Origin of the sequence: Streptomyces sp. TG1A-8, from assembly GCF_030499535.1 — a bacterium.
Lineage (GTDB): Bacteria > Actinomycetota > Actinomycetes > Streptomycetales > Streptomycetaceae > Streptomyces.
Map to the genome: position 1 here is coordinate 5,907,210 of NZ_JASTLB010000001.1, position 21,624 is coordinate 5,928,833.

The window sequence follows — 21,624 nt, forward strand, 5'->3', positions numbered from 1 at the left end:
CGGGACAATTTGGACGGGTGAAGTCGGCTAGACAGTCATCTCTTTAGGAGGACGCTTCCGACATGAAGGCCGTCGTGATGGCCGGTGGCGAAGGCACACGCCTTCGTCCTATGACCTCCAGCATGCCCAAGCCGCTCCTGCCCGTGGCGAACCGCCCGATCATGGAGCACGTGCTGCGGCTGCTCAAGAAGCATGGGCTCAATGAGACCGTTGTCACCGTGCAGTTCCTGGCGTCCCTCGTCAAGAACTACTTCGGCGACGGCGAGGAGCTCGGCATGGAGCTCACGTACGCCAACGAGGAGAAGCCACTCGGCACCGCCGGAAGCGTCAAGAACGCCGAAGAGGCACTGAAGGACGATGCTTTCCTCGTCATCTCCGGTGACGCCCTGACGGACTTCGACCTCACGGACCTCATCCGGTTCCACAAGGAGAAGGGCGCGCTCGTCACCGTCTGCCTGACGCGCGTGCCCAACCCGCTGGAGTTCGGCATCACCATCGTCGACGAGGAGGGCAAGGTCGAGCGCTTCCTCGAGAAGCCGACCTGGGGCCAGGTCTTCTCCGACACGGTCAACACGGGCATCTACGTCATGGAGCCCGAAGTCTTCGACTACGTCGAGGCCGACGTGCCCGTCGACTGGTCCGGTGACGTCTTCCCGCAGCTGATGAAGGAAGGCAAGCCGATCTACGGCTACGTCGCCGAGGGCTACTGGGAGGACGTCGGCACCCACGAGAGCTACGTCAAGGCCCAGGCCGACGTCCTCGAGGGCAAGGTCAACGTCGACATCGACGGCTTCGAGATCTCCCCGGGGGTCTGGGTGGCCGAAGGCGCCGAGGTGCACCCCGACGCGGTGCTCCGCGGTCCGCTCTACATCGGTGACTACGCCAAGGTCGAGGCCGGGGCCGAGATCCGCGAGCACACCGTCGTCGGCTCGAACGTCGTCGTGAAGAGCGGCGCGTTCCTGCACAAGGCCGTCGTGCACGACAACGTGTACGTCGGACAGCACAGCAACCTGCGGGGCTGTGTCGTCGGGAAGAACACCGACATCATGCGGGCCGCCCGGATCGAGGACGGCGCCGTCATCGGTGACGAGTGCCTGATCGGTGAGGAATCGATCGTCCAGGGCAACGTGCGGGTCTACCCGTTCAAGACCATCGAGGCCGGTGCCTTCGTCAATACCTCGGTCATCTGGGAGTCCAGGGGCCAGGCCCACCTGTTCGGCGCCCGCGGCGTCACCGGCATCCTGAACGTGGAGATCACGCCCGAGCTGGCCGTGCGGCTGGCCGGCGCGTACGCGACCACGCTGAAGAAGGGCGCCACGGTCACCACGGCCCGCGACCACTCCCGAGGTGCCCGCGCCCTCAAGCGCGCGGTGATCTCCGCGCTGCAGGCCAGTGCGATCGACGTACGGGACCTGGAGAACGTGCCGCTGCCCGTGGCGCGGCAGCAGACCGCGCGCGGCAGCGCCGGCGGCATCATGATCCGGACCTCGCCCGGCGTGCCGGACTCCGTCGACATCATGTTCTTCGACGGCAACGGCGCGGATCTGTCCCAGGGCAGCCAGCGCAAGCTGGACCGCGTGTTCGCACGCCAGGAGTACCGCCGCGCGTTCCCCGGTGAGATCGGTGACCTGCACTTCCCGGCCAGCGTCTTCGACTCGTACACCGGGTCCCTGCTGCGCAACGTCGACACGACGGGCATCGCGGAATCGGGCCTGAAGGTCGTCGTGGACGCCTCCAACGGCAGCGCCGGCCTCGTCCTGCCCAGCCTGCTCGGCAAGCTCGGTGTGGACTCGCTGACCATCAACCCCGGTCTCGACGAGTCCCGTCCCACGGAGACGGCCGAGGTGCGGCGCAAGGGCCTGGTGCGGCTCGGGGAGATAGTGGCATCCTCCGGGGCCGCGTTCGGCGTCCGGTTCGACCCGGTCGGCGAGCGGCTGTCGCTCGTGGACGAGAAGGGCCGGATCATCGAGGACGACCGGGCCCTGCTGGTGCTGCTCGACCTGGTCGCCGCCGAGCGGCGCAGCGGCCGGGTGGCGCTGCCGGTGACCACGACCCGGATCGCCGAGCAGGTGGCCGCCTACCACGGCACGCAGGTCGAGTGGACCACCACCTCCCCCGACGACCTCACGCGGGTGGGCGGCGAAGAGGGCACCATCTTCGGCGGCGACGGCAAGGGCGGGTTCATCGTCCCCGAGTTCAGCAGCGTCTACGACGGCACGGCGGCCTTCGTGCGGCTGATCGGGCTGGTGGCGCGCACCCAGCTCACGCTGAGCCAGATCGACGCGCGGATCCCGCGGGCGCACGTCCTCAAGCGGGACCTGGCGACCCCGTGGGCCGTCAAGGGCCTGGTGATGCGGCGGGTCGTCGAGGCGGCCGGAGAGCGCTCCGTGGACACGACGGACGGCGTGCGGGTCGTGGAGAGCGACGGGCGCTGGGTCATGGTCCTGCCCGACCCCGCCGAGGCGGTCACCCACCTGTGGGCCGAAGGTCCCGACGACGCCTCCGCGCAGGCCCTGCTGGACGAGTGGTCGGCCGTGGTGGACAGCGCCGGGCGGTAGGCCCGGCGGTCCCGGGCGGCGAAAACCACCGCACGCGCGCGTGCCGGACAAGTGTCCCCAAGGGGGCCTGTCCGGCACGCCGGTGGGGCCGTTCGGAGGTACGGGCCGCGACATGCGACGATGTGCGGCATGCCGCAGCAACCCCCCGTTCGGAGCAGTCCCGCGCGGCCGCGCCCGGACGCGTCCATGTCGTTGATCACCAACGTCATGGACCACAGCCTCGACGACGGGTACGCCGAGGCCGCAGCCCGCAGGAAGTCGCGGGGCGAAGGCGGGCTGCCGAAGACCCTGCGGGCGAAACTGGGCCTGGCCGCCGGTCTGGTGCTGGCGGCCCTGGTCGTGACCGTGGGCGCGGCACAGGCGCGCGTGGCCGCGCCCGTGGTGGCCAAGGAGCGCCAGGAACTGATCGACCGCATCGACCGCGGGACCTCGGCCGCGGACAGGCTCGAAGGCGAGGTCGACACGCTGCGCGACGACGTCAGCGCCCGCCAGCGGGCGGCGTTGAAGAACAGCGGGGGCGACGCCGAGGCGGACCTGATGGGTGTCCTGTCGGGCGCGACCGCGGTGCACGGCCCGGGCGTCAAGCTCGTGGTGAACGACGCCAAGGAGGCCAGCACCGGCGGCGACGGCGCCGATCCGCGCGAGACCTCGGGCTTCTCCGACACCGGACGGGTGCGCGACCGGGACATGCAGCGCGTGGTCAACGGGCTGTGGGCGTCCGGGGCCGAGGCCGTCTCCATCAACGGGCGCCGGCTGACCGCCCTGTCGGCGATCAGGGCCGCGGGAGACGCGATACTGGTCGACAACAAGCCGCTGGTGCCGCCGTACACGGTGCTGGCGGTGGGGGACGGGCGGAAACTGAGCACCGGCTTCCAGAACGGCGCCGACGGCCTGTACCTGCACGCCCTGGAGGAGGACTACGGCATCCGCGCCACCATCTCCACGGAGGGCGACGTCCGCCTGCCCGCCGCCCCGAGTGTGATCGTACGAACAGCACGGCCGAACGCCGGCACAACCGAGAAGGGCACATCGTGATCGCCGTACTGGGCCTCGTCGTGGGAGTCGTGGCCGGCCTGTTGGTCCGGCCCGAGGTTCCGGCGGTCGTCGAGCCGTACCTGCCGATCGCCGTGGTGGCGGCCCTGGACGCCGTCTTCGGCGGTCTGCGGGCCATGCTCGACGGCATCTTCGACGACAAGGTCTTCGTGGTGTCGTTCCTGTCGAACGTGGTCGTCGCCGCGCTGATCGTGTTCCTGGGCGACAAGCTGGGCGTGGGCGCACAGCTGTCCACGGGCGTCGTGGTGGTGCTGGGCATCCGGATCTTCTCCAATGCCGCGGCGATCCGACGGCACGTGTTCCGGGCGTGACACGGATGAGCAGCCAGCACGAGCAGCCGCACAACAGGCTGCGCAAGGAACTGCCCGACGAGGTTCCCGCGCCCGCCGGGACGGAGCCCGCCGGGACGGAGCCCGCCGGGACCGAACCCCCCTCGGCCGGGTCCGCCGGGACCGGGTCCGCGCGCACGCCGCGGGGCGCGGCGCCGCGGGATCGGCTCACCGGGCGTCAGCGGCTGATCGACGGCCTGTGGCCGCCGCGGCTCACCCGGGCCCAACTCATCGTGGCCCTGCTGCTGTTCGGCCTCGGGTTCGGGCTGGCCGTGCAGGTGGCGTCCAACAGCGACAGCGGCAGCGCGCTGCGCGGCGCCCGCCAGGAGGACCTCGTTCGCATCCTCGATGAACTGGACGACCGCACCCAGCGTCTTGAGGACGAGAAGCAGGGACTCGAGAAGCAGCGCCAGGAACTGCAGAGCAGCTCCGACCAGGCCGCGGAGGCCCGCAGGCAGACCGCCGAGAAGGAGAGGCAACTCGGCATCCTGGCGGGCACCGTGGCGGCGCAGGGTCCCGGCATCACGATGACGGTCGGGGACACGAAGGGGACGGTCAAGGCGGACATGCTGCTCGACGCGGTCCAGGAGCTGCGCGCGGCCGGCGCGGAGGCGATCCAGGTGAACGGGGTGCGCGTGGTCGCGAACACGTACCTGACCGACGCGGGCAGGGGGGTGAACGTCGACGGGAACAAGATCAACGCCCCCTATCGTTTCAAGGTCATCGGCAAGCCGCAGGACCTCGAGCCGGCGTTGAACATCCCCGGAGGGGTGGTGCAGACCCTGGAGAAGGAGCAGGCCACCGTGGCCGTCGAGCGGTCCGACAAGATCGTCGTGGACGCCTTGCGACAGGCGGAGCAGCCTGACTACGCTCGGTCGTCCTCCCAGTGAACCGGCGGTGCATGTGCGGTGTCCGGCAGGGGCATGAGCTTGCGGGGGGTCGGCGCACCGAAGGGGTGGTGCGTGGTGGAAACTGTTTGGCGGACACGGACGTTGTGAGGATGTCCGGGTCGGCCGGTGTAGGCAATCAGGGTTCGTCCTGCCCCACGGGCGGGTCTGTTTCGGTCAAGGGGAATCGCCCGTGAAGTTGTTTGCGAAGTTGTTCGGCAAGAGCGCGCGAGAAGGCAGCGGCAACGCGACCGCTCGTCATCGCGCACAGCCCGACGCGGAGGACCAGCGCCCGCTGTTCCGCGACCAGGTCGCTGGTCCGGGCGGTGACATTTCCGGAGGTCAGGGCGCCGCGTCGGTTGACCCTGCACAGGCCGGCGGCATAGGTTTCGGGCAATCGTCAGCCTCAGGTGCGGGTGGAGGGTTCACGCCCGGTCCGTACGCGTCGAACGCCCCCGCGGGTCAGCCGCGGCAGGAGGATCCGTCCATGTCGGTCCTGGTCTGTACGAGGTGCGGCAACCGGAACGCGGAGAACGCGCGGTTCTGCTCGAACTGCGGTGCGCCGCTGCGGCCCGGTCTGACCCCGGAGCGCGCGTCGGAGACGACCTCCACGATCTCGATCTCGGGTCTGGAGGCCTACGACGCGGAGGCGACGGGCCAGACGCCGCTGCCGATGCTCTCGCCCGAGGCGCAGGCCGCGGTCGACGCGCTGCCGCTGGGTTCGGCCCTGCTGGTGGTGCGCCGGGGACCGAACTCGGGCAGCCGTTTCCTGCTGGACAGCGACCTGACCACGGCGGGCCGTCATCCGCAGAGCGACATCTTCCTGGACGACGTGACGGTCTCCCGCCGCCACGTGGAGTTCCGGCGCTCCCCGGACGGTTCGTTCACGGTCGCCGACGTGGGCAGCCTGAACGGCACGTACGTCAACCGCGAGCGGATCGACCAGGTCGCCCTGTCGAACGGTGACGAGGTGCAGATCGGCAAGTACCGGCTGGTCTTCTACGCGAGCCGGCACGGCATCTGACCCCCGGACGCCCGTCCGGGGACCCCAGGGAAGGTCCATGCCTCGAACACCGAGCGGCGGTGCCCGAAGCGGTGCCGCCGCCACGGACAGTGGGCCGATGAGCATCGGCACGGTGCTCGGCGTGCTGCGCGACGAGTTCCCGGAAGTCACCATCTCCAAGATCCGCTTCCTGGAGTCGGAGGGGCTCGTGGAGCCGCAGCGGACCCCTTCCGGGTACCGCAAGTTCAGTCCCCAGGACGTCGAGCGCCTCGCGCACGTCCTGAGGATGCAGCGGGACCACTACCTGCCGCTCAAAGTGATCCGGGAGCACCTGGACGCCGTGGCGCGCGGCGAGGCCGTGCCGCTGCCCGTGGTGGGGCGCCAGCGCACCGGGGAGGACGCGCCGGCGCCGCCGGAGCGGCCCACGGTCGCCCGGGTGGGCCGGACCGAGCTGCTGGCGGCGGCGCAGATCGGCGAGGACGTGCTGCGGGAGTGGGAGTCCTACGGGCTCGTCGCCGCGCTGGAGGACGGGGCCTACGACGCCGAGGCCGTCACCGTGGCCTCGTTGATCACCGAGCTGGGCCGGTTCGGGATCGAGCCGCGCCACCTGCGGGTGATGAAGGCCGCCGCCGACCGCGAGGCGGGGCTCGTGGACCAGGTGGTGGCCCCGCTGAGGCGCCACCGCAACCCGCAGACCAGGGCCCACGCCGAGGCCCGCACGAAGGAACTGGCGGCGCTCACGGTGAGGCTGCACGCGGCGCTGGTGCAGACCGCCCTCGGGGTGCGGCTGCCCTGACCGGACGGCCGTCGCGGTGTTCCGGATCGGGCACCTGTTCCCGGCCCGACTACCCAAACGTCCCGGGCACGGCCTAGGGTTGCTGTGTGAACGAGCTCGATGTCGTAGGTGTCCGGGTGGAAATGCCCTCCAACCAACCGATCGTGCTCCTGCGCGAAGTGGGGGGCGACCGCTACCTCCCCATCTGGATCGGGCCGGGGGAGGCCACGGCGATCGCCTTCGCCCAGCAGGGCATGGCCCCCGCGCGGCCGCTGACCCACGACCTGTTCAAGGACGTGCTGGAGGCCGTCGGCCAGGAGCTGACCGAAGTGCGCATCACGGATCTGCGTGAGGGCGTCTTCTACGCGGAACTGGTGTTCGCCAGCGGGGTCGAGGTGAGCGCCCGTCCCTCCGATGCCATAGCGCTGGCTCTGCGTACGGGGACGCCGATCTACGGCAGTGACACGGTGCTCGACGACGCGGGCATCGCGATTCCGGACGAGCAGGAGGACGAAGTGGAGAAGTTCCGCGAGTTCCTCGACCAGATCTCGCCCGAGGACTTCGGCACCAGCAACCAGTGAGGAAGGCGGCGGGGCGGCCCGGGGACCCCGGCCGACCGCCCGGCCCCCCCGCGGTCGGTGCGGCGGCAATTGCCACCGGCCCTTGAGAGCGTCCTCCGGCTCCGCGTGAGCGCATTCGGCTAGCCTTTCCCCGCGATGGGACACGGGAAACCACTCTCAGGGGGATTATCACTCGGCGTGCCGAGTGTGGCGATCGTTGACGCGCCCCAGGTGACTGCCTACCGTCGAGAAGGCAGGTCAAGGACGGAGGTCGGCGTGAGAACCAGCGGCGACGGTACGGCTGGGGGTGCCCCCGGACGCGGTTTCGGGGAGAGCGGCCCGTACCCCTCCCCGAGCTCCCAGCCGCGTTCGAGCGGGGATCGTCCGCAGGCCGGCGGCGCGGTCGACCGCGTTCCGCAGCGACCGACGGCGCCCGACGGCGGAGGGGCGGCGTCCATGGCGTCCGAGGAGATCGGCTACCGGGGGCCCACGGCCTGCGCGGCCGCCGGCATCACGTACCGGCAGCTCGACTACTGGGCCCGCACCGGCCTGGTCGAGCCCAGCGTGCGGCCCGCCTACGGGTCGGGCACCCAGCGTCTCTACAGCTTCCGGGACGTCGTCGTCCTGAAGATCGTGAAGCGGTTCCTGGACACCGGGGTCTCGCTGCAGAACATCCGCACCACCGTCCAGCACCTGAGGGAACGCGGGTTCCGCGACCTGGAGCGGATGACCCTCATGAGCGACGGCGCCACGGTCTACGAGTGCACCTCGCCGGACGAGGTCCACGCCCTGCTCCAGGGCGGTCAGGGCGTCTTCGGCATCGCCGTCGGAGTGGTCTGGCGGGACGTGGAGAGCGCGCTCTCGCAGCTGCACGGGGAGCGCGTGGACACCGGCGAGACGCTCGTCGGGCACAACCCCGCGGACGAGCTGGCCCGGCGGCGCAACCGGGCGGTCTGACGCCGCGGTGCGGCGACCGGCACCCGCCGGGCGCCGCATTGTCAGTGGCGTGGTGCAGCATCGGAGACGTGAGAAACGCGCCCACGATCCTGCACCTCGACATGGACGCCTTCTACGCCTCGGTGGAGCAGGCGTCCAAGCCGAGCCTGCGCGGGAAGGCCGTCGTCGTGGGCGGGCTCGGGCCGCGCGGGGTGGTCGCCACCGCCTCGTACGAGGCACGGGTCTTCGGAGTGCGCTCGGCGATGCCCATGGCCCAGGCGCGCCGGCTCGCCCCGAACGCCGCCTACCTCGTGCCGCGCTTCTCGCTCTACCGGTCGGTCAGCGAGCAGGTGATGGCGCTGCTGCGGGAGCTGTCGCCGCTCGTGGAGCCGCTGAGCCTGGACGAGGCGTTCGTGGACCTGGAGGCCGGGGGATCGGCCCGGGACGAGGATTCGGCGCGGCTGGCCGGTGCGAGGCTGCGCGCGGACATCCGGGCGGTGACCGGGCTCGCCGGGTCGGTGGGGCTCGCCGCGTCCAAGATGCTGGCGAAGATCGCCTCGGAGCGCGCCAAACCCGACGGCCTGGTCCTGATCGAGCCCGGGACCGAGCGTGTGCTGCTGGCCCCCCTGTCGGTGCGCACCCTGCCCGGGGTCGGGCCGGCGACCGGGGACCACCTGCGGCGGGCCGGGATCACCACGGTGGAGGAGCTGGCCGAGGCGGGCGAGGACGAACTGGTCCGGCTGCTGGGCAGGGCGCACGGGCACGCGCTGTACGCCATGGCGCTGGCACGCGACGACCGGCCCGTGGTGGCCGAGCGGGAGACGAAGTCGGTGTCGGTGGAGGACACCTACGACGTGGACATCCACGACCGGCTGCGGGTCGGCCTGGAGGTGCGGCGGCTCGCCGACCGGTGCGTGCGGCGGCTGCGCGACGCCGGCCTGTCCGGGCGGACGATCGTGCTGAAGGTGCGGCGGTACGACTTCTCCACGCTGACCCGCTCCGAGACGCTCAGGGGACCCACGGACGATCCCGCGGTGATCCGGGAGGCGGCCGCGCGGCTGCTGGAGGCCGTGGACACCACGGGCGGGGTGCGGCTGCTCGGCGTGGGCGTCTCCGGGCTCGCCGACTACACCCAGGAGGACCTGTTCGCGCAGGCGGCGGGTGAGCGGGTCGTGGAGACGGCGCAGGAGGCAGCGCCCGAGACGGCCGAGGAGCAGCCGGAGCGGGCCGAACGGCAGTGGCGCGCGGGACAGGACGTCCGGCACGCCGTACACGGGCACGGCTGGGTGCAGGGCAGCGGGCTGGGGCGGGTCACCGTGCGCTTCGAGACGCCGGACTCGGAGCCGGGGCGGATCCGCACGTTCCGGGCCGACGACACCGCCCTGGAGCCGGCGGAACCGCTGCCGCTGGTGCCGGGGACCGCGGAGGGCGGCGCGGGGCGGGGACCCGCGCCGCCCGTTCCGGCCGCCCCGGGCCGGGGACGGGCGGCCGGGGGAGCGTAGGGGCTTGGCGCGGCCACCCGCCCGGGCGGGTGGCCGCGCCAAGCCTCAGCCCTCCTCCGTGCCCGCCAGCCTGCCGAAGTCGCGGTCCGGGACCGTGGGGGGCGGGGCCACGTCGAGGCCGTAGTGGTGGTAGAGCTGGAGTTCCTGCTCCGGGGAGAGGTGGCGCCCGACGCCGAAGTCGGGGGCGTCCTTGATGAGCGCGCGCTCGAAGGGGACCTGGAGGGCGCCGTCGACCAGTTCGCTGGGCTCCAGGGGGACGAAGGCGTCCCGGGAGAAGAGACCGGTGCGTATCGCCGCCCACTCCGGCGCCCCCGTCGCGTCGTCGAGGTACACCTCGTCGATGGTGCCGATCTTGGTCCCATTGCGGTCGAACGCCCTGCGGCCGATCAGGTGGCGCGGATCGATGTCGGTCTGCACGGTCCCTCTCCCTCCAGTGGTCGCAACTCATCCGTAAGCACTACGAAAGGGCACATCGAAGGAGGCGGCCACTCGAAACCCCGTGCGTCGGCCTCGCTGGTAGGCTGGCAACGGTTGTCGACCCCGTGCGGGAGAGTCCTCCGACCAGCTCGGAGGCGCCGAAGGAGCAACTCCTCCCCGGAATCTCTCAGGCCCACGTACCGCACGGACGAGGCCACTCTGGAAAGCAGGGCGGGTGCCGACGGCCTCCGCCCTCACCGACGGGGAAAGCCGGGCGTGCCCGGTGAAGCTCTCAGGTCGTGATGACAGAGGGGGAGGCCGTCCGGGCACCCCCGCCGGGGTGCCCCCCGCAGGTCGCGTCAGACCAGGAGGCCTCCGCAATGACCGCCCATCGCATTCCGCTCTCCGAGCTCGAAGCGGGCATCCCCTTCGAGCAGCGCCACATCGGGCCCGACCAGGAGGCGCGGGCCAAGATGCTCGCGCACGTCGGCTACGGCTCCCTGGACGAGCTGACCGCCGCCGCGGTCCCGGACGTGATCAAGAACGCCGACGCCCTCGACCTGCCCGGCGCCCGCACCGAGGCCGAGGTGCTCGCCGAACTGCGTTCGCTCGCCGACCGCAACCAGGTCCTCGACCCCATGATCGGGCTCGGTTACCACGGCACCTTCACCCCGCCGGTCATCCTGCGCAACGTCATGGAGAACCCGGCCTGGTACACGGCCTACACGCCGTACCAGCCGGAGATCTCCCAGGGGCGGCTGGAGGCGCTGCTGAACTTCCAGACGATGGTCGCCGACCTCACCGGCCTGCCCACCTCGGGCGCATCCCTGCTGGACGAGGGCACGGCCGCCGCCGAGGCGCTGGCGCTGTCCCGGCGGATGGGCAAGAACAAGAAGGGCCTCTTCCTGGTCGACGCGGACGCGCTGCCGCAGACCGTCGCCGTCATCCGGACGCGCGCGGAGCCGACCGGTGTCGAGGTCGTCGTCGCCGACCTCGGCGACGGCATCCCGGCCGAGATCGCCGAGCGCGAGATCAACGGCGTGCTGCTGCAGTACCCGGGCGCCTCCGGAGCCGTACGCGACATCAAGCCGGTCATCGACCAGGCGCACGAGCTGGGCGCCCTCGTCACCGTCGCCGCCGACCTGCTCGCGCTGACCCTGCTGACCTCGCCGGGCGAGCTGGGCGCGGACATCGCCGTCGGCACCACCCAGCGCTTCGGCGTCCCGATGGGCTTCGGCGGTCCGCACGCCGGCTACATGGCGGTGCGCGAGACGTTCGCGCGCAGCCTGCCCGGCCGTCTCGTCGGCGTCTCCGTCGACGCCGACGGCAACAGGGCGTACCGCCTCGCGCTGCAGACCCGTGAGCAGCACATCCGCCGGGAGAAGGCCACCAGCAACATCTGCACCGCCCAGGTGCTGCTCGCGGTGATGGCCGGCATGTACGCCGTCTACCACGGCCCGGAGGGCCTGCGGACCATCGCCCGCCGCACCCACCGCTACGCGGCGATCCTCGCCGAGGGCCTGAGGGCCGGCGGCGTCGAGACCGTCCACGGCGCCTTCTTCGACACCGTCACCGCGCGCGTGCCCGGCAGGGCCGCCGAGGTCGTCGCCGCCGCCCGTGACAAGGGGGTCAACCTGCGCCTGGTGGACGCCGACCACGTCAGCGCGGCCTGCGACGAGACCACCGGCCGGGCCCAGCTGGCCGCCGTGTGGTCCGCCTTCGGCGTCGACGGGGACGTGGCGGCGCTGGACGAGGCCGCGGCGGACGCGCTGCCCGAGTCGCTGCTGCGCACCGACGACTACCTCACCCACCCGGTCTTCCACGAGCACCGCTCCGAGACCGCGATGCTGCGCTACCTGCGCAGGCTGGCCGACCGCGACTACGCGCTCGACCGGGGCATGATCCCGCTGGGCTCGTGCACCATGAAGCTCAACGCGACCACCGAGATGGAGCCGGTCACCTGGCCCGAGTTCGGCGGGCTGCACCCCTTCGCGCCCGCCGAGCAGGCGGAGGGCTACCTCACGCTCATCCGCGAGCTGGAGGAGCGGCTCGCCGAGGTCACCGGCTACGACAAGGTCTCCCTCCAGCCGAACGCCGGTTCCCAGGGCGAGCTGGCCGGTCTGCTCGCCGTGCGCGGCTACCACCGGGCGAACGGCGAGGACCGGCGCACCGTGTGTCTCATCCCCTCCTCCGCGCACGGCACCAACGCCGCCAGCGCCGTGATGGCCGGCATGAAGGTCGTCGTCGTCAAGACCGCCGGGGACGGCGAGATCGACGTCGAGGACCTGCGGGCGAAGATCGAGCAGTACCGCGACGAGCTGGCGGTGCTGATGATCACCTACCCCTCGACGCACGGCGTCTTCGAGGAGCACGTCGCCGACATCTGCGCCCGGGTGCACGACGCGGGCGGCCAGGTCTACGTCGACGGCGCCAACCTCAACGCCCTGGTCGGCCTGGCCAGGCCCGGCCACTTCGGCGGTGACGTCTCCCACCTGAACCTGCACAAGACGTTCTGCATCCCGCACGGCGGCGGCGGCCCCGGCGTCGGCCCGGTCGCGGTCCGCGCGCACCTGGCGCCGTACCTGCCCAACCACCCGCTGCAGCCCGCGGCCGGTCCGGAGACGGGCGTCGGCCCGGTCTCGGCGGCGCCGTGGGGCAGCGCGGGCATCCTGCCCATCTCCTGGGCGTACGTCCGCCTGATGGGCGGCGAGGGACTGAAGCGGGCCACGCAGGTGGCCGTGCTCTCGGCGAACTACATCGCCAAGCGCCTGGAGCCGCACTACCCGGTGCTCTACACCGGGCCCGGCGGCCTGGTCGCGCACGAGTGCATCATCGACCTGCGCCCGCTGACCAAGGCGACCGGAGTGAGCGTGGACGACGTGGCCAAGCGCCTCATCGACTACGGCTTCCACGCGCCGACGATGTCCTTCCCGGTGGCCGGCACGCTGATGATCGAGCCGACCGAGTCCGAGGACCTGGCCGAGCTGGACCGGTTCTGCGACGCGATGATCGCCATCCGCGCGGAGATCGACAAGGTCGGCTCCGGCGTGTGGCCGGCCGAGGACAACCCGCTGCGGGGCGCCCCGCACACCGCGCGGGCGCTCGGCGGGCAGTGGGAGCACCCGTACAGCCGCGAGGAGGCCGTGTTCCCGGCCGGTGTCCCGGCCGCCGGCAAGTACTGGCCGCCGGTGCGCCGGATCGACCAGGCCTTCGGCGACCGCAACCTGGTCTGCTCCTGCCCGCCGCTGGACGCGTACGAGGACTGAGCGGGCCCGGTGGGGCCCCGCCCGGCGGTCCGGGCGGGGCCCCACGCGTGTCACACCGTCGCCAGCGACACCTCGGTCGCCTTGATCAGGGCGATGACGGCGGAGCCGACGAACAGGCCCAGCTCGGTGGCCGCGTCCTTCGTCACGGCCGCGGTGAGTTCACCGCCGTCGACGGCGACCTTCGCGGTGGCCATGACCTCGCCGGTCCGGAGCCGGGTGATCGTGCCGGGAAGCCGGTTGCGGATCGACAGGCCGTCGGCCCGGCTGGTGGCGAGGGAGACCTCCGTGGCCTTCACCAGGGCGCGGACGGCGGTGCCCGGGACGAGGCCGAGTTCCTCCACGGCCTCCAGGGTGATGGCCGTCACGAGGTCCTGACCGCCGTCCAGGCGGATCTCGACGGTGGCCATGACCTCGCCGGGCCGGACGGCGGTGACGGTGCCGGGGAGCTGGTTGCGGATGCTCAGTGTCATGGGCACCCACCGTAGAGCGGATGTCCGCTCAGGCCGGGTACGTGTGGGTCTGCGTCGCTTTCACGGTCGCCCAGACCGGTGCGCCCGGGTGCAGGTCCAGTTCGGCCGCGGCGACGGTGGTGAGGTCGGCGGCCAGGGGGAGCTCGCCGGTGAGGTCGGCGCGGACCCGGTCGCCGTGGGTCTCCAGGCCGGTGACCCGGCAGTGCCACAGGTTGCGGGCGCTGGAGCCGGTGGGCCGGTCCCGGAACAGCGTGACGGCGGACGGCGGGAACGCCACGAACACCGGTCCGGACAGGGCCTCGGTGGTGGTGATCCCGGCTCCGGCGGCCAGCCGCACCGCGTGCCCGTCGGCCTGCCCCCGGTAGAGGTTGAGGCCGACCAGCTGCGCGATGTAGTCCGTGCGCGGGCGGCGCGCGATGTCCGCCGGCGCGCCCTCCTGCACGACCCGGCCGTGCTCGACGACCACCAGCCGGTCCGCGAGCACCATGGCGTCCAGCGGGTCGTGCGTGACGAGGACGGCGACCGCCTCGAAGGCGGCCAGGTGGCGGCGGAGCTGGGCGCGGACCTCCACGCGGGTCCGGGCGTCCAGGGCCGCGAGCGGTTCGTCCAGCAGCAGCAGCCGGGGCCGGGTGGCCAGCGCCCGGGCCAGGGCCACCCGCTGGGCCTGGCCGCCGGACAGGCGGCGCGGCTTGGCGTGGGCGTGGTCGGCGAGGCCCATGCGCTCCAGCCAGGCGGCGGCCTGCGCGCGGGCCCCGGCCCTGCCGGCGCCCCGGCAGCGCGGTCCGAAGGCCACGTTGTCCAGGGCGGACAGGTGCGGGAAGAGCAGGTAGTCCTGGAAGACCACGCCGACCGGGCGGGACTCCGGCGGGGTCCGCTCCAGGGACGTGCCGTCCAGCCGCAGGTGGCCGTCGGAGAGCGGGACGAGTCCGGCGAGGGCGCGCAGGGCGGTGGTCTTGCCGGCACCGTTGGGGCCGAGCAGCGCGACCACGTCCCCGGGGGCGGCGCTCAGGGCCACGTCGAGCCGGAAGGAGCCCCGTGCGACGACGAGCCGGGCGTCGAGGCCCTGGCCGCCCGCGGGGTCCGGGCCGGTCGTGCGGGCACCGGTGCCGGTCATGAGGGGCGTCCTTCCCGGGCGGGCGGGCGGAGGTCCGCCGCGCGTCCTCGCCTCACCGTCACGCTCCCGTCATCCACCGGTCGCGCAGACCGGCGAGCACGGCCACGGACACGGCCAGCAGGACCAGGCTGAGGGCGATGGCGGCCTCGGGGTCGTTCTGCAGGGCGAGGTAGACGGCGAGGGGCATCGTGCGGGTACGGCCGGGGAAGTTGCCCGCGAAGGTGATCGTCGCGCCGAACTCACCGAGCGCGCGGGCCCAGGCCAGGACGGCGCCCGCGGCGATGCCCGGGGCGATCAGCGGCAGGGTGACCCGGCGGAACGCGGTGAAGCGGGAGGCGCCGAGGGTGGCGGCCGCTTCCTCGAAGCGCGGGTCGGCCGCGCGCAGCGTGCCCTCCACGCTGATCACCAGGAACGGCATCGCGACGAACGCCTCCGCGACCACCACCCCGGTGGTGGTGAACGGCAGGGTCACGCCGAACCAGGCGTCGAGCCACCGGCCGACGACCCCGTTGCGGCCGAGGGCCAGCAGCAGGGCCACACCGCCGACCACCGGTGGCAGCACCAGCGGCAGGGTCACCAGGGCCCGGACGAGTCCGCGGCCGGGGAAGTCCGTCCGCGCGAGCAGCCAGGCCAGCGGTACGCCCAGGACGAGGCTCACGGCGGTCGCCGCGGTCGCACTCACCAGGGACAGCCGCAGCGCCTGCCACACCTCGGTGCCGGTCAGCTGCTCCGGCAGGCCGCGCCAGGGGGCGCGCACGAGCAGCGCGACCAGGGGCAGCAGCAGGAAGGCCAGCGCCACCACGCCCGGCACGAGCAGCGGGAGGGGAGCACCGCGCCGGCCGGCGCGGACGCGGCGGCGCGGCGGTCCGTCCGTGCGGGGGCCGGCCGCGGCGCGGGGCCGGTCGAGCGGGGTCACGGCTTGAGGAACCCGGCCCGGCCGAGGACCCTCCGGCCCTCGGCGGACCGGACCAGCGCGACGAACGCCTTGGCGGCCCGTGCGTTGGGCGCGTTCTTCAGCAGGGCGATCGGATAGTCGTTGACCGCCCCGGCCGCCTCGGGGAACTCCACGCCCCGCACCTTGGCACCGGCCGCGCGCACGTCGGTCCTGTAGACGACGGCCGCGTCGGCCTCCTTTAGCTCCACCTTCGTCAGGGCGCTCTTGACGTCCTGCTCGTAGGACACCGGCGTGAGCTCGAGGCCGCCCTGTTCCAGGGCCTTCCGGGCGGCGGCACCGCACGGCACCGTCCTGTCGCACAGCACGACCTTCAGGCCGGGCCTGGTGAGGTCCTTCAGGGAGGACACCTTGTCGGGGTTGCCCGGCAGGGTGGCGATCTCCAGCCGGTTGCGGGCGAAGGTGGCCGGGGTACCGGCCGTGTCCTCCTTCCCCGTCACGATGCCCATGGTCGTGGTGCTGGCCGCGGCGAACACGTCCGCCGGGGCGCCCGCGGTGATGTTCGCGGCCAGGGTGTCGCTGCCGCCGAAGCTGAAGCTCACCCGGGTGCCGGGGTGCTGCCGCTCGAACTCCTCGCCCAGCGTCGTGAAGCTCTCCTGCAACGAGGCCGCCGCGAACACGGTGACCGTGCCGGACAGCGCGGAAGGGGAGGAGCCGGAGGCGCCCGGCTCGTCCGGCGCGGCGTCCGGGGAGTCGCCGGAGGAGGAGCAGGCACTCAGTGCCAGCAGGGCGGCGGCCCCGGCGCCGGCCAGCCGCAGCGTCCGGGTCCGGTGCGCGGAACGGGTCATCACGGGATCTGCTCCTCGGGTCCTGGCGAACGGCTGCCGCGCGCTGTCGCGCCCTGTGGCGGTCGGGCACGTGCGTGCCGTGATGATACTGCCGCATGTGCCAGGCAGGAATCCTCCGTCGGGTCGCATGAGCGGGAGTGCGGGGGCGGAAGGGTGGCATGTGCGTTCCCGCGGTGCCTTCCGCGTGGCCACCGGGAGGCGCTCCGCCGGGCGCGGTCAGACGCGGTCGACGTGTACGTTCGTGGACTTGACGCGCGCGGTGGCCTCCACGCCGACCTCGAGTCCCAGTTCCTCGACGGCTTCCCGGGTCAGCAGGGAGACCAGCCGGTGCGGCCCCGCCTGGATCTCCACCTGGGCGGCGACGTCGCCGAGCTTGATGGCGGTGACGATGCCCGGGAAGGCGTTGCGGACCGAGGTGGAGGAGGCGCCCTCCTCGCCGCCGCCGGCCCTGGCCAGCTCGACCGAGAAGGCGGCGAGGTCCCGCCCGTCGATGAGCCGTCGCCCGGACTCGTCGCGGTGGGTGGCCACCCGGCCGGCGTCGGCCCAGCGGCGGGCGGTGTCCGGGCTGACGCCGAGCAGCCGCGCCGCCTGGCCGATCGTGTAGGACTGCATGCCGGTCACGATAGGGCCACCGCCGGGCAGCCCGCGCGGGCGGGTGCCCGGCGCCGGCACGGGCGCGTCGGCCGGTGTGGACGCGGGGGCGCCGGGCCCGGTGCGGTCCCGCCTCGCACGGGACCTCCCGGGTGACCGGGGCGACCTCGCCCCGTCCGAGGAGGAAGAAGCGCAGGAAGTTCCTGAACGGGTTGCCCTCGGGTCGTTCGAAGTGGACGTGCGGTGCGCAGCCGGTGGGGCCCCGGACGCGGAGGAGGAACGCGACCGGGGCGTCGGGGACGGAGGGCGGCTCCACGGTCAGGACGCGGTGGCGGTGGTGCAGGATCTCGCCGCGCACGGTCAGGCCCGTCCCGAACCCGGACGGGTCGGTCACCGCGACCTCGACGAAGACGAAGTCCTCTGCCCGGGCAGGTCGTTGCCGGCCCGGACCTGCTCGATCTTGTCGCGGTACTGGGCCCGGTCGCGCCGGTCGCGCTCGTCGGCGACGAACCGCGTCCTGCGGGCGGCCGCGTCCCGCACGAGGCGTTCCGCCAGCGGGCCCGGGGTCACGCCGGGCACCCGCAGTCGAAGGCGCGGGCCGGCCGGGACGGCGGCGAGACGAGGGTGATGCCCGTGATTGAAGCAGGCGCCGATCCTCACGCCGTCCGGCCGCTCGACGACGTGGACGACGCTCGTGCAGAGGAACACCGCCGAGATGACCGCGAACGCGACGGTCCAGCCGCGCTTCCTCCTGCGCGCGGCGATGGTCACCGCGATCGCCGCCGAACTGATCCGCACCAGCACGCCGGTGGCGTAGGTGCTGCCCTGCTCGTCGACGTCGGCGTCGAAGATCCGCGTCACCCCCACCGCCGTCGGCGCCGGACGCGCATCGGGGCCGGCGCGCACCGCGGGTGTGCCTCCGGCCCCGGCTCACCGGACGGTGCGGGTGACCGCCCGGGAGGTGCTCAGGCCGCGCTCATCACCCGGTCCGCACCCAGCGGGCGGTGCGGGTCGATGACCCGGCCGTCGGGCAGGAGCTCGCCGGTGTCCTCGAAGAGCAGGACGCCGTTGCACAGCAGGCTCCAGCCCTGCTCCGGGTGGTGCGCCGCGAGGCGGGCGGACTCCCGGTCGGCTGACTCGGCTGGCGGGCACGGCGGCTGGTGCTGGCACATGGGCGGGATCTCTCGCTTTGTCGTGGTCATGTCTATCCCCCGTGAAGACTGGTCGGTCGGAATCCAGTGTTGCCCTCCGGGCGCCATTCCGCAGGTGTTTCGCAGCACCGCTTCCCACGGGTCCACGACGCGTCACCCGCGCGGACGGTTCAATCCGATTCCATCGTCCGTTCGGGTGGTTCGAGGGGGTCACATGGGACTGGTCCGCGGGGAAGGGACCGCCGTTCCGGCTCGTCGGAGCAGGTGAAGGCTCCCGTGAGCGTCACCGGGCCGCCCGGCGGTGGAACGGGGCCGGAAAAACAGTCGTACCCCGCTTCCCTGGCGGTCGGCGGGGTACGCGGGCGTCGTTCAGGCAGGTGAGCCGAGCAGTGGAACGGGAGTCGCCCGATGGGTCAGCACGGGAAGCAGTTCGGCGACCCGGTGCGGCCGGTGGGCCGAGATGCCGGGCGGTGCCGGGGCCAGTGGGACGAGCAGGTCGCTGGCGACCGGGTGGCCCTCGGCGGCCTCGGCCGCGCAGTCGCCGTGCAGCCACAGGGTGAGCATGTACAGGCCGGGTACGGACAGCAGGCGCGGCTGGTACGGCTGCGGGAGCGCCTCGGCCTGCTGGACCGCGCGCTCGGTGGAGGCGATGTAGGGACCTTCGAAGAAGTGCGAGAAGGCCCAGCCGTCGGCGGTCAGCATGGTGTCGGCCGCGGCCACCGCACGCTCGCCGCACCGGATCAGGAAGCGCCAGCCGGCCAGTCTGGTCGCGGACAGCCCCTGCGGGGTGATCCGGTCCAGTACGTGGACGGGAAGCGGGAGTTCGGGAGTCGTGGGCCCCTGTGCGGCCCGCAGGGCGGGGGTGCGGGCCTCTCGGACCGCACTGGGGGAACCGAGGGCTGTCAGGACGGAGCGCAAGGCGGGCGCGGGGGCAGGGGGCACGTGCAGCGGCATGGTGGGTCGCCTCTCGTTCGACAGGCGCGGCGGCGCGAGGAGGGTGGGGCGGACGACGCTGTCTGCTCACGGGTGGCCTGAGAGGTGGGGGCCCGGGTGGGTGCACGAGAGGTGCGGCCGAGGCCTGCCGCCCGTCACCTTGACGGCTGGAACACGGCAGGAGCACGGCGAACCGGACCGCGGGCGCCAACCTTCGGCCTTGTTCGCGAAGTTTATACGACAGGTGTTCACCCGGTGTTTCGGCTATCGGATTCCGGTGGACCGGGCAAGGGGCCATTCGGCCGCCGATCCGAGGTATTCGTCCCGATTTCCCGCCCCGGTCCGCGCTCCTGACCTCGGAATGTACCGCCGCAGTGGACGGCCGAATGTCGTCGGCGTTTTTCACGAGGCGATCGGGGCACCCGAAGGTCCATACTGCAGCATGCCTCGTGAATGTGCCGCAGGGAACACACAAGAGGGTAGCGGGTACCGGGGCCGCGCGGGACGTTATCGATCGCTTCCGCTGGGCATCATCCCACCTGACCCGGGACCCCGGCGGCCGGAGCTCGGCCCGCCCATCCGATGGAGGGACATTTCGATGGGGGAGAAGGTCGTGGCAGGGCAGTTCGACCTGTCCGATCGCCAGCGCTACCGCGAAAAGCTGCAAAAGTGCCTGGCAGGACTGGAGCGACTGCTGGCGGAGAAGCGGTTCGACCGCCCCAAGAACCTCATGGGGGTGGAGATCGAATTGAATCTCGCCGGTTCCGACGGCATGCCCAGAATGCTGAACGGTCAAGTACTGGAGCGCATCGCGAGCCGTGATTTCCAAACAGAACTGGCCATGTTCAACCTGGAAGTGAACATCACTCCGCACCGATTGGGCGGCAGGGTATTCGACCAGCTCGCCGAGGAACTGCGCACCTCGCTCGCGTACGCCGACCGCAAGGCCGGCGAGGTGGACGCCGGGATCGTGATGATCGGCATTCTGCCCACCCTGGGCCGCGACGACCTCGTGTCCTCCAACCTCTCCGAGGCGGACCGCTACACCCTGCTCAACGACCAGATCGTGGCCGCCCGGGGGGAGGACTTCCGCCTCGACATCGACGGGGTGGAGCATCTGACCTGCACCTCGAAGTCCATCGTGCCCGAAGCCGCGTGCACCTCCGTGCAGTTGCACCTCCAGGTCACCCCGGACCGGTTCGCCGACGTGTGGAACGCCGCGCAGGCGGCCTCCGCCGCGCAGATCGCCGTCGGCGCCAACTCGCCGTTCCTGTTCGGGCACGAGCTGTGGCGCGAGTCCCGCCCGCCGCTGTTCCTGCAGGCCACCGACACCCGCCCGCCCGAACTCCAGGCGCAGGGCGTACGGCCGCGCACCTGGTTCGGCGAGCGGTGGGTCACCTCGGCGTACGACCTGTTCGAGGAGAACCTGCGCTTCTTCCCGGCCCTGATCCCGATCTGCGACGACGAGGACCCGCTGGAGGTCCTCGACGCCGGCGGCATCCCGAAGCTCGCCGAACTCGTCCTGCACAACGGCACGGTGTACCGCTGGAACCGGCCCGTGTTCGACATCGCGGACGGGGTCCCGCACCTGCGGGTGGAGAACCGGGTGCTGCCGGCCGGCCCGACCATCACCGACGTGATCGCCAACGCGGCCTTCTACTACGGCCTGGTGCGGGCCCTCGCCGAGGAGGCGCGGCCGGTGTGGACCCGGCTGCCCTTCGAGGCGGCCGAGGCCAACTTCGACGCGGCGTGCCGGCACGGCATCGACGCGCGCTTCGTCTGGCCCCGGCGGGGGCGTTACGGCGGCACGGGCGAGGTCGACGCCGTCACCCTGGTCCGCGACGAACTGCTGCCGCTGGCCTCGGCCGGACTGGACGCGTGGGGCGTGGAGGCCGCCGACCGGGACCTCTACCTCGGCGTCATCGAGGAGCGCTGCCGGCGCCGGGTCAACGGCGCGTCCTGGCAGGCGGCCACCTTCCACGGGCTGCGGGAGCAGGGTCTGAGCCGCGAGGCGGCCCTCGCGGTGACGACGCGCCGCTACGCCCAGCTGATGCACGTGGGGGAGCCGGTCCACACCTGGCCGGTCGGGCTCCCGGCGCCGGTGCCGCTCGGCTGAGCGTCCGGGGCGGCGGGCGGGCCGCCGCGGCCGTGTCCCCGGGCGGGGCGCGGTCGCGGCGACCCGCGGAAGGCGGCCCGCGGACGCGCTCCGACGTGCGGCGGGCGTGCGGCGGGCGTGCGGGCACCGGCCGCGCCCCGTTCGCCGGCCCCGTGAAGAGCCCGGCCGGGCAAGCGCTCCGCATCTCCATCCGGCATGCTGACCTCTCGTGACCGGACCGAAG

General features: G+C 72.6%; 19 protein-coding genes, 1 pseudogene and 1 riboswitch. Of the genes and pseudogenes, 11 read left to right on the forward strand and 9 right to left on the reverse strand.

From position 1 onward, the window contains the following. Nucleotides 1–62: 62 nt before the first annotated feature. The 9 genes from QQY24_RS26065 (at nucleotide 63) to QQY24_RS26105 (ending at nucleotide 9,603) form a co-directional block, all read left to right on the forward strand. Complete coding sequence (locus QQY24_RS26065; RefSeq protein ID WP_301975150.1) at nucleotides 63–2,558, forward strand: mannose-1-phosphate guanyltransferase; 2,496 nt, start codon at nucleotides 63–65, stop codon at nucleotides 2,556–2,558. 129 nt (nucleotides 2,559–2,687) lie between these two features. Then, nucleotides 2,688–3,593: a DUF881 domain-containing protein gene (locus QQY24_RS26070; RefSeq protein ID WP_301975151.1), complete on the forward strand. Its 906-nt coding sequence runs from the start codon at nucleotides 2,688–2,690 to the stop codon at nucleotides 3,591–3,593. Beyond that, nucleotides 3,590–3,922: a small basic family protein gene (locus tag QQY24_RS26075; RefSeq protein WP_003988855.1), complete on the forward strand. Its 333-nt coding sequence runs from the start codon at nucleotides 3,590–3,592 to the stop codon at nucleotides 3,920–3,922. Before QQY24_RS26070 ends, QQY24_RS26075 begins: the two co-directional genes overlap by 4 nt. A 5-nt stretch (nucleotides 3,923–3,927) precedes the next feature. Next, a complete protein-coding gene (locus tag QQY24_RS26080) occupies nucleotides 3,928–4,830 on the forward strand; it encodes a DUF881 domain-containing protein (protein ID WP_301975153.1) in 903 nt (300 codons plus the stop codon). Nucleotides 4,831–5,020: 190 nt separating this feature from the next. Next, complete coding sequence (locus QQY24_RS26085; RefSeq protein WP_301975154.1) at nucleotides 5,021–5,851, forward strand: FHA domain-containing protein; 831 nt, start codon at nucleotides 5,021–5,023, stop codon at nucleotides 5,849–5,851. Nucleotides 5,852–5,888: 37 nt separating this feature from the next. After that, entirely contained in the window at nucleotides 5,889–6,626 is a 738-nt protein-coding gene (locus QQY24_RS26090; protein WP_301975155.1) for a MerR family transcriptional regulator, read from the forward strand. An 86-nt stretch (nucleotides 6,627–6,712) separates the two neighbouring features. After that, nucleotides 6,713–7,186: a bifunctional nuclease family protein gene (locus QQY24_RS26095; protein WP_004934251.1), complete on the forward strand. Its 474-nt coding sequence runs from the start codon at nucleotides 6,713–6,715 to the stop codon at nucleotides 7,184–7,186. Nucleotides 7,187–7,441: 255 nt separating this feature from the next. After that, nucleotides 7,442–8,122 (forward strand): MerR family transcriptional regulator, encoded by a 681-nt coding sequence (locus QQY24_RS26100; RefSeq protein ID WP_301975156.1) that lies wholly within the window; start codon nucleotides 7,442–7,444, stop codon nucleotides 8,120–8,122. 68 nt (nucleotides 8,123–8,190) lie between these two features. After that, nucleotides 8,191–9,603: a DNA polymerase IV gene (locus QQY24_RS26105; protein ID WP_301975157.1), complete on the forward strand. Its 1,413-nt coding sequence runs from the start codon at nucleotides 8,191–8,193 to the stop codon at nucleotides 9,601–9,603. 45 nt (nucleotides 9,604–9,648) lie between these two features. On the opposite strand, the gene QQY24_RS26110 is transcribed toward QQY24_RS26105, so the two are convergent. After that, nucleotides 9,649–10,020 (reverse strand): PRC-barrel domain-containing protein, encoded by a 372-nt coding sequence (locus QQY24_RS26110; protein WP_301975158.1) that lies wholly within the window; start codon nucleotides 10,018–10,020, stop codon nucleotides 9,649–9,651. A 118-nt stretch (nucleotides 10,021–10,138) separates the two neighbouring features. Next, nucleotides 10,139–10,233: riboswitch (glycine riboswitch) on the forward strand. A gap of 167 nt (nucleotides 10,234–10,400) precedes the next feature. Here QQY24_RS26110 and gcvP point away from each other — a divergent pair. Further along, a complete protein-coding gene (gene gcvP, locus QQY24_RS26115) occupies nucleotides 10,401–13,286 on the forward strand; it encodes an aminomethyl-transferring glycine dehydrogenase (protein ID WP_301975159.1) in 2,886 nt (961 codons plus the stop codon). 50 nt (nucleotides 13,287–13,336) lie between these two features. Here gcvP and QQY24_RS26120 read toward each other — a convergent pair whose 3' ends face one another. The 8 genes and pseudogenes from QQY24_RS26120 to QQY24_RS26155 form a co-directional block, all read right to left on the reverse strand. Next, a complete protein-coding gene (locus QQY24_RS26120) occupies nucleotides 13,337–13,756 on the reverse strand; it encodes a molybdopterin-binding protein (RefSeq protein WP_301975160.1) in 420 nt (139 codons plus the stop codon). A 28-nt stretch (nucleotides 13,757–13,784) separates the two neighbouring features. Beyond that, nucleotides 13,785–14,870: an ABC transporter ATP-binding protein gene (locus tag QQY24_RS26125; protein ID WP_301975161.1), complete on the reverse strand. Its 1,086-nt coding sequence runs from the start codon at nucleotides 14,868–14,870 to the stop codon at nucleotides 13,785–13,787. Nucleotides 14,871–14,928: 58 nt separating this feature from the next. Then, nucleotides 14,929–15,786: a molybdate ABC transporter permease subunit gene (gene modB / locus QQY24_RS26130; protein ID WP_301976361.1), complete on the reverse strand. Its 858-nt coding sequence runs from the start codon at nucleotides 15,784–15,786 to the stop codon at nucleotides 14,929–14,931. Further along, on the reverse strand, nucleotides 15,783–16,610 hold the full coding sequence (gene modA, locus QQY24_RS26135; protein ID WP_301975162.1) for a molybdate ABC transporter substrate-binding protein: 828 nt from the start codon (nucleotides 16,608–16,610) through the stop codon (nucleotides 15,783–15,785). Before modA ends, modB begins: the two co-directional genes overlap by 4 nt. A gap of 216 nt (nucleotides 16,611–16,826) precedes the next feature. After that, nucleotides 16,827–17,222: a molybdopterin-binding protein gene (locus QQY24_RS26140; protein ID WP_301975163.1), complete on the reverse strand. Its 396-nt coding sequence runs from the start codon at nucleotides 17,220–17,222 to the stop codon at nucleotides 16,827–16,829. A gap of 70 nt (nucleotides 17,223–17,292) precedes the next feature. After that, a pseudogene (locus QQY24_RS26145) lies at nucleotides 17,293–18,062 on the reverse strand (amino acid transporter); the annotation flags it as partial. Nucleotides 18,063–18,166: 104 nt separating this feature from the next. Then, entirely contained in the window at nucleotides 18,167–18,373 is a 207-nt protein-coding gene (locus QQY24_RS26150; protein WP_301976362.1) for a DUF5999 family protein, read from the reverse strand. A 348-nt stretch (nucleotides 18,374–18,721) separates the two neighbouring features. Next, complete coding sequence (locus tag QQY24_RS26155; RefSeq protein WP_301975164.1) at nucleotides 18,722–19,306, reverse strand: hypothetical protein; 585 nt, start codon at nucleotides 19,304–19,306, stop codon at nucleotides 18,722–18,724. 577 nt (nucleotides 19,307–19,883) lie between these two features. On the opposite strand from QQY24_RS26155, the gene QQY24_RS26160 reads away from it, so the two are divergent. Further along, nucleotides 19,884–21,401, forward strand: coding sequence for a glutamate--cysteine ligase (locus QQY24_RS26160; protein ID WP_301975165.1), 1,518 nt, complete (start codon nucleotides 19,884–19,886; stop codon nucleotides 21,399–21,401). Nucleotides 21,402–21,624: the final 223 nt, after the last annotated feature.